Origin of the sequence: Thalassococcus arenae, from assembly GCF_019104745.1 — a bacterium.
Taxonomy (GTDB): Bacteria; Pseudomonadota; Alphaproteobacteria; order Rhodobacterales; family Rhodobacteraceae; genus Thalassococcus_B; species Thalassococcus_B arenae.
In genome coordinates, this window is sequence record NZ_JAHRWL010000001.1 from 739,969 (window position 1) to 751,527 (window position 11,559).

Consider the following 11,559-nt stretch of genomic DNA (forward strand, 5'->3'; position numbering starts at 1 on the left):
CTCAGGTCATCGCCCGGCGCTTGCTGGCCTGACCGGCCGCGTCCCCGCGGCCAGACACAGACCCGGCGGCCCACCCGCCGGGTTTTTTCTTGCGGTGCGGCCGCCGAACCGGCGAACCGCCCCGCCCTGCAACGAAGAAGACCTTGACGGCGCTTTGCGGGATGGCGACAACACCTGTTGATCCGGGCCTTCGCCAAGCGCGAGGCGGACCAGGGCCCTGCGGATCCAGGGCGCAGCGGGGCAGCGGCCGGATGCGGCCAACCCATTGGAGTGTTTCATGAAATTTCGCTTTCCGATCGTCATCATCGACGAGGACTTCCGCTCCGACAACTCCTCGGGCCTGGGCATCCGCGCGGTGGCCGAGGCGATCGAGCGGGAAGGGTTCGAGGTTCTGGGCACGACGAGCTATGGCGACCTGTCGCAATTCGCGCAGCAGCAATCGCGCGCCAGCGCCTTTGTCCTGTCGATCGACGACGAGGAATTCACCCCCGGCCCCGATCTGGACCCCGCCGTGGTCAATCTGCGCAATTTCATCGAGGAGGTGCGCTGGAAGAACGCCGATGTGCCGATCTACATCTACGGCGAGACCAAGACCAGCCGCCACCTGCCCAACGATATCCTGCGCGAGCTGCACGGCTTCATCCACACCTACGAGGACACCCCGGAATTCGTGGCCAAGCACATCGTTCGCGAAGCCAAGTCCTATCTCGAGGGCATTCAGCCGCCCTTTTTCAAGGCGCTGCTGGATTACGCCGAGGACGGTTCGTATTCCTGGCACTGCCCCGGCCATTCCGGCGGCGTGGCGTTCCTGAAAAGCCCGATCGGGCAGATGTATCACCAGTTCTACGGCGAGAACATGTTGCGCGCCGATGTCTGCAACTCGGTCGAGGAACTGGGCCAGTTGCTCGATCACAACGGTGCCATCGGCGCGTCGGAGCGCAATGCGGCGCGGATCTTCAACGCCGATCACTGCTTTTTCGTCACCAACGGCACCAGCACGTCGAACAAGATGGTCTGGCATCACACCGTGGCTCCGGGCGACGTGGTGGTCGTCGACCGCAACTGCCACAAGTCGATCCTGCATTCGATCATCATGACCGGCGCGATCCCGGTCTTTCTCAAACCGACGCGCAACCATTTCGGCATCATCGGCCCGATCCCGCGCGCGGAATTCGAGATCGAGGCGATCCGCAAGAAGATCCGCGAAAACCCCCTGCTGTCCCATGTCGACGCCGACAGCGTGAAGCCGCGCATCCTGACGCTGACGCAGTCGACCTATGACGGCGTGTTGTACAACACCGAGGTCATCAAGGAGGTGCTGGACGGCTATGTCGAGAACCTGCATTTCGACGAGGCCTGGCTGCCCCATGCCGCGTTCCATCCGTTCTATGGCACCTATCACGCGATGGGCCGCAAGCGCGGGCGCCCGGCCCATTCGGTGACCTATGCCACGCAGTCGATCCACAAGCTGCTGGCGGGGATTTCGCAGGCCAGCCACGTGCTGGTGCAGGACAGCCAGGACACCAAGCTGGACCGGCACCTGTTCAACGAAGCCTACCTGATGCACACCTCGACCAGCCCGCAATACAGCATCATCGCCAGCTGCGACGTGGCGGCGGCGATGATGGAGCCGCCGGGCGGCACCGCGCTGGTCGAGGAAAGCATCATGGAAAGCCTGGATTTCCGCCGCGCGATGCAGAAGGTCGACGCCGAATACGGCAATGACTGGTGGTTCCAGGTCTGGGGGCCGGACGCGCCCGAAGAGGAAGGCATCGGCCGGACCAAGCAATGGGTGCTGCGCCGCACCGATGCCGATGGCGTGCAGCAGGCCGATGGCGAGGACAGCTGGCACGGTTTCGGCGACATGGCGCCGGGTTTCAACATGCTGGACCCGATCAAGGCGACGATCATCACTCCCGGCCTCAACATCGACGGCCGGTTCGAGGAGGAAGGCATTCCCGCCTCGATCGTCACCAAGTACCTGGCCGAACATGGGGTCGTCGTCGAGAAGACCGGGCTCTACAGCTTTTTCATCATGTTCACCATCGGCATCACCAAGGGCCGCTGGAACACGCTGTTGACCGAGTTGCAGCAGTTCAAGGACGACTACGCCAAGAACCAGCCGATGTGGCGCGCGATGCCGGAATTCTGTGCCAAGCATCCGCGATATGAACAGATGGGCCTGCGCGACCTGTGCCAGCATGTACACGCGTTGTATTCGAAATACGACGTGGCGATCCTGTCGACCGAGATGTATCTGAGCGAGCTGACACCGGCGATGAAGCCCAGCGATGCCTTTGCCTGCATCGCCGCCCGCAAGACGCAGCGCGTGCCGATCGACGATCTGGAAGGGCGGATCACAACCAGCCTGGTCACGCCCTACCCGCCCGGCATTCCGCTGCTGATCCCCGGCGAGGTGTTCAACAGGCGGATCGTGGATTATCTGCGCTTCAACCGGACCTTCGCCCGGGAATGCCCGGGTTTCGAGACCGATATCCACGGTCTGGTGCAGGAAACGGACGAACACGGCAACGTCCAGTTCTTCGCCGATTGCGTGGCCGAGACCGCGACCTGATCGAAGTCAAGGAACACATGCGCATCTCGTGATTTGTCAGCGTGGAAACGCAAGACGGAGTCACGAGATGAGCGTGAAAGACAGGCTGGCCGACGCGAAGGCACGGCAGAAAACCCTGAGCCGGGCCATTCCCGATACGGTGGCTGCCTTTGCCGACCTGGGCAAGACGGTCAAGGCGGAGGGGGCGCTGAGCTTCAAGGAAAAGGAATATGTCGCGCTTGGCATCGCCGTGGCGATCCGTTGCGAGCCCTGCATCCTGTTCCATACCGAGGCGCTGATCCGTCTGGGCGCCACCCGCGAGGAGGTGGCCGAGGTGCTGGCCACCTGCGTGCAGATGGCCGGCGGTCCGGGGCTGATGTATGCCGGCAAGGCACTGGAGGTCTATGACGGGCTGAGCGCGGACGGTTGAGCCTGCGCCACTCTGGCCCCGCGAAAACCGCCGGGCCGATGCCCACTTATATAGCGCAATTGAAATGTGAGGGACTTGCGATGCGTATTCTGTTTCTTCCCTTCGTTCTTGCCGCTTCGACGGCACTGGCCCAGCAACAGGTGCCCGGCGCGCATTTCATGGAAAACTGGGATGCCGATGCCGACGGGCAGGTCACGCTGGCCGAATTGCAGGACAAGCGCGAACAGGTTTTCTACATGTTCGACAGCGACGAAGACGGCATGCTGGACGCCGAAGAGTACCGGATGTTCGACGAAACCCGCGCGCTTGACATGCAGAACAACGCCGCGAATGCCGGCCGCGGTCCGATGCGCCGCCTGTCCGACGGGCTGCAACTGGCGGCCAATGATACCGATGGCGACGGCCAGGTCAGCCGCGATGAGTTCCTGACCCGCAGCGCCGACTGGCTGGCACGGATCGACATCGACGGCGACGGCGTGGTGACGCTGGCGGATTTCCGGCCCGGCCCAGGCAAGGGCCCGGCCAAGGCCAAGCCCTGACGCGCGCGGATGCCGCGCGGCCTAGCCGCGCAGCACCCCGCCCGTCGCCTTGGTCACCTTGTCGACGATCCTGGCCGACACGGCTTCGATGTCGGCGTCCTTGAGGGTCTTTTCCGTGGGCTGAAGCCGCACGGTGATGGCCAGCGATTTCTTGCCCGCGCCGAGGCTTCCGCCGATGAATTCGTCGAAGACGCGGACATCCTCGATCAGCGTCTTGTCGGCACCGGCGGCGGCGTTGACCAGGGTCAGCGCTTCGACATCGGCATCCACCACGAAGGCGAAATCGCGTTCCACCGCCTGCAGATCGTTCAACGCCAGGGCCGGCCGGGTCGACCCGGCCTTGCGCGGCAGCGGCACTTCGGCGGGCCAGAGGGTGAAACCCATCGCGGGGCCCTTCACATCCAGCGCACGCAGCACGCGGGGATGGATTTCGCCGAACACCGCCAGCACCTTTTTCGGGCCGAGGCAGATCATGCCGTGCCGGCCCGGATGCCACCAATCGCTGGCGCCGCGCAGGATCTGCGCCTTGGCGGGGGCACCGATGGCGGCCAGCACGGCCTCGCAATCGGCCTTGGCGTCATACAGGTCGACCGTGCGGCTGTTGCCGTGCACATCCTTGGGGCCGGTGCGGCCGACCAGCAGGCCGGTGACCAGCAGGTGCTGTTCACCGGGTTCGCCACCGTGAAACGCGTGACCGACCTCGAACAGCGCGAGATCCATGAAGCCGCGCGCCTGGTTGCGTGCCGCGGCCTGAAGCAGGCCGGGCAGCAGTGCCGGGCGCATGTGGCTCATCTCGGAACTGATCGGATTGGCCAGCATCGTCGCGTCATCACCGCCGCTGAACAGCGCCGCCGCGTGACTGTCGATGAAGCTGTAGGTGACGCATTCGTTGTATCCAAGTTGTGCGCACGTGCGCCGTGCCGCCTGTTCGCGTTTCTGCATTGGCGACAGGATCGGTTTCGGCACGCCGGCGTTCATCCGCGGCAGCGGCTGACCCTTGAGCTTGGTCAGCGAGGCGATGCGCGCGACTTCCTCGACCAGGTCGGCTTCGCCCATCACGTCGGGCCGCCAGGATGGGACATGGGCAAGGTTGCCCTCCATCTTGAAGCCGAGCGCGGTCAGGGTCTGGCGCTGGTCGGATTCGGGAATGTCCATGCCCACCAGGCTGACGACGCGCGCGGGATCGAGCCGGTAGCTGCGCGCGGTGTTCGGCACCTTGCCCGCCGTCACCACGTTCGACGGCTCGCCGCCGCAGAGATCGAGGATCATCTGCGTCGCGTCTTCCAGCGCCTGCATGTTGTAGGCCGGATCGATGCCGCGTTCGTTGCGATAGCGCGCGTCGGAATTGATCTTGAGCGCGCGGCCGGTATTGGCGATCTGGATGTGGTCCCAGACGGCGGCTTCGAGAAAGACATTGACCGTCTCGCGCGTGCAGCCGGTGGCCAGCCCGCCCATGATGCCGCCGATGCTTTCGATGGCCTTGTCGTCCGAAATGACCACCTGCCCGGCCGAGAAGGTGTAGGTCTTTTCGTCCAGCCCCACCAGCGTGTCGCCGTCAGCCGCGCGGTGCACCCGCAGGTTGCCGGTGACCTTGTCGGCGTCGAAGACGTGCAGCGGGCGGTTGCGGTCGTAGGTGAAGAAATTGGTGATGTCCACGAGCGCCGAGATCGGCCGCAGCCCGATGGCCTTGAGCCGGTCCTGCAGCCATTGCGGGCTGGGGCCGTTCTGCACGCCGCGGATCAGCCGGCCGGCGAAAACATGGCAGCCGCCCGCGCCCGCCGTGTCGGCGTCGATGGTGACGGTGATCGGGCAGGGATACTGCCCCTCGACCCGTTCCTGCGGCAGCGGTTTGAGCGTGCCGAGGCCGCGCGCGGCCAGATCGCGGGCGATGCCGTGCACCCCCAGGGCGTCCTGGCGGTTGGGGGTGATGGCGATCTCGATCACCGGGTCGACCTTGGCAGGGTCGTTTTCGGCCAGCCAGTCGGGGAAGGTCTGGCCGACCTCGCCCGAGGGAAGCTCGATGATGCCGTCATGTTCGTCCGACAGCTCCATCTCGCGTTCACTGGCCATCATGCCGTGGGATTCGACGCCGCGGATATTGCCGACCTTGATGGTGGTGTCGATGCCGGGCACGTAGGTGCCGGGCTTGGCCACGACGACGGTGATGCCGGTGCGGGCGTTGGGCGCACCGCAGACGATCTGTTTCTCGCCCTCGTCGGTCAGGACGCGGCAGACCTTGAGCTTGTCGGCATCGGGGTGCTTTTCGGCATGCAGCACCTTGCCGATGGTGAAATCGGCCAGCCTTGCCGCCGGGTTCTCGATCCCTTCGACCTCGAGCCCCAGATCGGTGAGCGTCTCGGCGATCTCGTCCACGGAGGCCGTGGTGTCGAGGTGGTCTTTCAGCCAGGAGAGGGTGAATTTCATTTTATCTGTCCTCTGTCACGGCGTGCTGCGCGCAAATCCTGCGGCGCGCCCGGCCCGAGGGTGGGTGCGGAACGCGCCCGCCCATGGGGGCGGGTCGGGCGCGTCGCGGGATTTGCATCCCGCGAAGTGTCATCGGCTCAACCCGCCATGCAAGGTCGGCACGTCCAGCGCCGCAAACCCGTAATGCCGCAGCCAGCGCAGGTCTGAATCGAAGAAGGCGCGCAGGTCGGGGATGCCGTATTTCAGCATGGCGATCCGGTCGATCCCCATGCCGAAGGCGAAGCCCTGCCATTCGTTCGGATCGACGCCGGCGTTTTCCAGCACCTTGGGATGGACCATGCCGCTGCCCAAGATTTCCAGCCAGTCGTCGCCTTCGCCCACTTTCAGTGCGCCGCCTTCCCAGGAACAGCGGATGTCGACCTCGGCGGACGGTTCGGTGAAGGGGAAATGCGAGGCGCGGAAGCGCAGTTCGACCTCGTCGACCTCGAAGAAGGCTTTCACGAATTCCTCGAGCACCCATTTCAGGTTGGCCATGGAAATGTCGCGGTCGATCGCCAGCCCTTCGACCTGGTGGAACATCGGCGTGTGTGTCTGGTCGTAATCGGCGCGGTAGACGCGGCCGGGCGCGATCACCCGGCAGGGGGCGCCATGCGTCTCCATGTGCCGGATCTGCACCGGCGAGGTATGGGTGCGCAGCACGTGCGGCGGGCGGTTGTCGCCCGGATCGCGGTGCATGTAGAAGGTGTCCATCTCGGCCCGCGCAGGGTGGTGGCCGGGGATGTTCAGCGCGTCGAAATTGTACCAGTCGCTGTCGATCTGCGGGCCTTCGGCGACGGAAAAGCCCATATCGGCAAAGATCGCCGTGACCTCTTCGGTGACCTGGGAAATCGGGTGGATCGTGCCCTGGCGGCGGGTGCGGCCGGGCAGCGTGACATCCAGCCATTCGCCGCGCAGCCGTTCGTCCAGCGCGGCATCCTCGAGCCCGGCCTTCTTGGCGGCCAGGGCCGCGTTGATCTCGTCCTTGAGCGCGTTCAGCGCGGGGCCGGCGACCTGGCGTTCCTCGGGCGTCATCTTGCCCAGTTCGCGCATCTTGAGCGCCACCTCGCCCTTCTTGCCGACGGCGGCGACGCGGATCGCTTCGAGCGCGGCTTCGTCCGACGCGTCGGCAATCAGGGTCAGGAATTTGTCGCGCAGATCGTCCATCGCTCGGGCCTCCGGAATGCGTGGCGTTTGACTAGCCGCAAGGCCGCGCAGGTGCAAGCGCCGGGGCGCGCTTGATCCCGTCGCGGCATGCGCCACCTTTTCGGGTATCGGCAAGCGGCGAGAGGATGCGATGCGGGTCTGGGCGGTTCTGGCGATGCTTGTGGCGGTCGGCGCCTGCGGACGCGGCGTGCCGCCGGATGCGCGGGTCGTGGTGGCCGGCGATTCCGTGATGGCGTGGAACCGGGTGCAGGGCGGGTCGGTCGCCGACCACCTTGCGCGGTTGCTGGACGAGCCGGTGGGCGACGTGTCGCTGCCCTTTGCCCGGGTGACGGGCGACCGGCCCGGCGGGATGGATATCCGGCGGCAGGTCGACGGGCTGGCGCCGGACTGGATCGTGCTGAACGGCGGCGCCAACGACCTGCGCGCCGAATGCGGCTGCACCGGCTGCGATGCGGTGCTGGACCGGCTTTTGAGCGCGGATGGCGGTGCCGGTGCGATTGCCGGGATGGTGGGGCAGTTGCGGGCCGATGGGGCGCGGGTGCTGTGGGCCGATTACTATACCGCGCCGCGCTTTGCGGGCACCGCCTGCACCGGACCTTATGACGTGCTTTCCCAGCGGCTGCGGCGGATGGCGGCGCGCGATGACGGCGTGGTGCTGGTCGACATGGCCGATGTTCTGCCGTCCGGAGATGCAGCGCTGTTCGCCTGGGACGGCGTCCATCCGTCGGGGGAAGGGTCGCGGCGGATCGCGGAACTGATCGCGGCGCGGCTGCGCGCGGCCGATCCGGCGTTGTACGGCGGCTGAGACGGGTTCACCGCGCCCGGGGCTTGAGCCAAGGCGCGCGATGGCCCAAACCTGCCTCATGGCGCATGCGGAACGCTATCATGGCCTGGACCTGTTGCGCGCGGTGGCGATGCTGCTGGGGCTCGTCCTGCACGGGGCACTGATCTATACCGCGCCGTCGGTCGTGGGTGACCTGCCGGTCGCGTCGGGGCTGGAGCCGCCGCAGGCCAGCCCGGCGACCTGGGCGGTGGTGATCTGGATCCACCAATGGCGGATGCCGGCGTTTTTCCTGCTGGCCGGGTTCTTTGCCGAACTGGTGATAGCCCGGCGCGGGGCGCGGGCCTTTCTGGCCGACCGGGCGGTGCGCATCCTGGGCGCGTTGGCGGTGTTTTCGGTTCTGTTCACGCTGATCTTCGCGCGGCCCTGGGGCGTGCTGGATCACATGTGGTTCCTCTGGTTCCTGAGCCTGTTCTGCCTGACGGCCTGGGCCGCGCATGGGATGGGTCTGCGGCGAGAATTGCGCGCGATGGCCTGGCCGGTGCAGCGGTTGCCGCGCATGATCTGGCTGGTGGTGCCGGTGGCTGCACTGAACCTGGCGGGCCGCGAGGCGGGTATCTGGCACATCATCCCCGACCAGATCGGGCAGTTGGACAGGCTGGTGGGCGCCCTGCCCTATTTCGCCGCCTTCGTCATCGGGCAGATGCTGTTCCACACGCGTGACCGCCTGGCCGAGCTGCGCCGTCCGCGCGTCTGGATGGGCTGCATCGCCGCGGGCGCGCTGGCCTATGTGCTGAGCCTGGGACTGATGGGCGCCGAGCCCTGGCCGGTGCTGCCGATGGCGGTTTTCAGCGCGGTCGCGTCGCTGGGATGGACCTTTGGCCTGATCGGGCTGGCGCAATGGGCGGTGCCGGCCCGGAGTGCCGCGATCGACTGGCTGGTGCGGCTGTCCTACCCTGTCTACATCTTCCACCTGTACCTGATCCTCGGCGTCTCGGCGCTTTTGGCGTCGGCCGGGCTGGCGCAAGGCTGGGTGATCGTCCTGTCGGCCTTCGTGACCTTCTGGCTGTGCGTCGTTCTGTACTACCTGCTTGTGAAATACACTCCGCTGGACTGGGTGCTGAACGGCTATGGGCGGGCCTGGTTCAAATGGCCCTGGGGGACCAATGGCGCAACGAAAAAGGCCGCCCCCTGAGGGGCGGCCCTGAAAGCGTCCAATCGCTCGGCTCAGGCGGCCAGGGCGCCTTTGGCCTGGGCCACGATGGCGGCGAATGCTTCGGGCTCGTGCACGGCGAGATCGGCGAGAACCTTGCGGTCGACCTCGATCCCGGCCAGCGTCAGGCCGTTGATGAAGCGCGAATAGGTCAGAGCCTCGTCATGGGCGCGCACGGCGGCGTTGATCCGCTGGATCCACAGGGCGCGGAAGTTGCGCTTGCGGTTCTTGCGGTCGCGGGTGGCGTACTGGTTGGCCTTGTCGACGGCCTGGGCCGCGACCTTGAAGGTGTTCTTGCGCCGGCCGTAATAGCCCTTGGCGGCCTTGATGACCTTCTTGTGACGTGCGTGGGTGACGGTTCCGCCTTTGGTACGGGACATCTCTCAGCCTCCTCTCAGCGGTCGTAGGGCATATAGCCCTTGACGATCTTGGCGTCGGGGGCCGACAGGGTGGTCGTGCCGCGCGCGTCGCGGATGAATTTCTTGGTGCGCTTGATCATGCCGTGGCGCTTGCCGGCCTGGGCGCTGATGACCTTTCCGGTCGCGCTTACCTTGAAGCGCTTCTTGGCGCTCGACTTGGTCTTCATCTTGGGCATTTCAGTCTCCTGTTATTGCGCGCGACTCGGCATGCCACATCGGCCGGCCGCGCGGTTGAGACGCGCCGTATAGGCGGCTGTCCCGGATTTGGCAAGAGCGAATGGCCGCCGCTTTCAGCCGGTGAACTTGGCGATCACCCGGAAGACGACATCGGGCAATTCGTGCAGGGCATAGCCGCCGCTTTGATTGATGGCGTAGACCGCCAGAGCCCCTGCGGCGATCAGAACGAAGGCCGCGACCCTGGGGCTGCGACCTTCGGAAAAGGCCGAAACGATGGCCGGTATCGACAGAACGCCTATCACGAGGGCGACGACCAGTGCCGTATCGGGGTCCATGACGCGCCACCTTTCGAAACTTCCGTTGGGGAAGCTTACTCCGGGTCGGTGCGGAAGATCAAACGTTCGTCACAAGGCGCAACCCTGAGAATATTGGTGGTTCCGGGCTGGTTGAACGGCACGCCGGCGGTCACCACGATCTGGTCGGTTTCGGTGCCCAGGCCGGCTGCGCGCACCGCGCGGGCGGCGTTGACCACGGCCTGCTTGAAGCGCTCGAGTTCGCCCGTCATCACGCATTGCGTGCCCCAGGTCAGCGCCAGGCGCCGCGCGACGCCGCGCTGCGAGGTCATGGCGATGATCGGCACCCGCGGGCGTTCCCGGGCGACCTTGGCGGCGGTGGTGCCGGACGAGGTGAAGCAGCAGATCGCCTTGATGTCGGTGGTCTCGGCGATCTCGCGCGCGGCCGCGACGATGCCGTCGGCGACGGTGTGGCGCTTGGCGGTGCGGCTGGCCTCGATGATCTCGCGATAGGTGGGGTCGTTCTCGACCTCGACGGCGACGGCGTTCATCGTGCTGACCGCCTCGACCGGGTATTGCCCGGCGGCCGATTCCGCCGACAGCATGATCGCGTCCGCGCCTTCGTAGATGGCGTTGGACACGTCGCTGACTTCGGCCCGTGTGGGCATCGGCGATTCGATCATCGATTCCAGCATCTGGGTGGCCACGATCACCGGCTTGGCCATCGACCGGCAGCGGCGCACCAGGCGTTTCTGGATCGGCGGCACGTTCTGCACCGGCAATTCGACGCCCAGGTCGCCGCGGGCGACCATGATGCCGTCCGACACTTCGAGGATCTCTTCGAAGTTGCGGACCGCGGCGGGTTTTTCGATCTTCGACAGGATCGCGGCGCGGCCACCGGCCAGCGTGCGCGCCTCGGTCACGTCCTCGGGGCGCTGGACGAAGCTGAGCGCCAGCCAGTCGATGCCCAGTCCGCAGACGAAGTCGAGATCCTTGCGGTCCTTGTCCGACAGGGCAGCCAGCGGCAGGATGACGTCGGGCACGTTCACGCCCTTGCGGTTGGAAATCGTGCCGCCGGCGATCACCGTGCAGCCGGCATGTTCGGGACTGCAATCGTCGACGCGCAGGCGGATCTTGCCATCGTTGACCAGCAACGTGGCACCCGGTTCAAGTGCCTGGAAGATTTCCGGATGCGGCAGGCAGACGCGGCTCTTGTCGCCCGGTGCCTTGTCGAGATCGAGCCGGAACGGTTCGCCCCATTCCAGTTCCTCGGACCCGTTGGCGAACTCGCCCACCCGCAGTTTCGGACCCTGCAGGTCGGCGAGAATGGCGATCGGGCTGTCGAGATCCTTTTCCACCTGGCGGATGATCTTGTGCCGCTCTTCGATCTCGGCATGGCTGCCGTGGCTCATGTTGAGCCGGAAGACATCGGCGCCCGCTTCGTGCAGGCCGCGGATCATTTCGTAGGTCGACGAGGCCGGGCCCAGCGTGGCCACGATCTTCACATTGCGGTTGCGTTTCATGAC

11 protein-coding genes are annotated in these 11,559 nt (G+C 65.9%); 5 read left to right on the top strand and 6 right to left on the bottom strand.

Going from position 1 to position 11,559, the window contains the following annotated elements; translation table 11 throughout:
• Window positions 1–277: 277 nt before the first annotated feature.
• The 3 genes from KUH32_RS03655 to KUH32_RS03665 all read left to right on the top strand — a co-directional run bounded on the left by KUH32_RS03655 (window position 278) and on the right by KUH32_RS03665 (window position 3,523).
• On the top strand, window positions 278–2,575 hold the full coding sequence (locus tag KUH32_RS03655; RefSeq protein ID WP_217776706.1) for an arginine/lysine/ornithine decarboxylase: 2,298 nt from the start codon (window positions 278–280) through the stop codon (window positions 2,573–2,575).
• Window positions 2,576–2,642: 67 nt separating this feature from the next.
• Complete coding sequence (locus KUH32_RS03660) at window positions 2,643–2,984, top strand: carboxymuconolactone decarboxylase family protein (RefSeq protein WP_217776707.1); 342 nt, start codon at window positions 2,643–2,645, stop codon at window positions 2,982–2,984.
• Between the two features lie 80 nt (window positions 2,985–3,064).
• On the top strand, window positions 3,065–3,523 hold the full coding sequence (locus KUH32_RS03665) for an EF-hand domain-containing protein (protein ID WP_217776708.1): 459 nt from the start codon (window positions 3,065–3,067) through the stop codon (window positions 3,521–3,523).
• Window positions 3,524–3,544: 21 nt separating this feature from the next.
• Here the strand turns inward: KUH32_RS03665 and pheT are convergent, their stop codons facing one another.
• Window positions 3,545–5,947 (bottom strand): phenylalanine--tRNA ligase subunit beta, encoded by a 2,403-nt coding sequence (pheT, locus tag KUH32_RS03670; protein WP_217776709.1) that lies wholly within the window; start codon window positions 5,945–5,947, stop codon window positions 3,545–3,547.
• A gap of 129 nt (window positions 5,948–6,076) precedes the next feature.
• Window positions 6,077–7,150: a phenylalanine--tRNA ligase subunit alpha gene (gene pheS / locus KUH32_RS03675; RefSeq protein WP_217776710.1), complete on the bottom strand. Its 1,074-nt coding sequence runs from the start codon at window positions 7,148–7,150 to the stop codon at window positions 6,077–6,079.
• A 130-nt stretch (window positions 7,151–7,280) separates the two neighbouring features.
• Here pheS and KUH32_RS03680 point away from each other — a divergent pair, with 130 nt between their 5' ends.
• Window positions 7,281–7,955, top strand: a complete 675-nt coding sequence (locus KUH32_RS03680; protein ID WP_217776711.1) for an SGNH/GDSL hydrolase family protein — start codon at window positions 7,281–7,283, stop codon at window positions 7,953–7,955.
• 40 nt (window positions 7,956–7,995) lie between these two features.
• Window positions 7,996–9,126, top strand: a complete 1,131-nt coding sequence (locus KUH32_RS03685) for an acyltransferase family protein (RefSeq protein ID WP_217776712.1) — start codon at window positions 7,996–7,998, stop codon at window positions 9,124–9,126.
• Window positions 9,127–9,158: 32 nt separating this feature from the next.
• Here the strand turns inward: KUH32_RS03685 and rplT are convergent, their stop codons facing one another.
• The 4 genes from rplT to pyk all read right to left on the bottom strand — a co-directional run bounded on the left by rplT (window position 9,159) and on the right by pyk (window position 11,556).
• Entirely contained in the window at window positions 9,159–9,524 is a 366-nt protein-coding gene (gene rplT, locus KUH32_RS03690) for a 50S ribosomal protein L20 (RefSeq protein ID WP_217776713.1), read from the bottom strand.
• A gap of 14 nt (window positions 9,525–9,538) precedes the next feature.
• Window positions 9,539–9,739 (bottom strand): 50S ribosomal protein L35, encoded by a 201-nt coding sequence (gene rpmI / locus KUH32_RS03695; RefSeq protein WP_100162135.1) that lies wholly within the window; start codon window positions 9,737–9,739, stop codon window positions 9,539–9,541.
• A gap of 114 nt (window positions 9,740–9,853) precedes the next feature.
• Window positions 9,854–10,075 (bottom strand): hypothetical protein, encoded by a 222-nt coding sequence (locus KUH32_RS03700; protein WP_217776714.1) that lies wholly within the window; start codon window positions 10,073–10,075, stop codon window positions 9,854–9,856.
• A 35-nt stretch (window positions 10,076–10,110) separates the two neighbouring features.
• Entirely contained in the window at window positions 10,111–11,556 is a 1,446-nt protein-coding gene (gene pyk / locus KUH32_RS03705; protein WP_217776715.1) for a pyruvate kinase, read from the bottom strand.
• Window positions 11,557–11,559 lie beyond the last annotated feature (3 nt).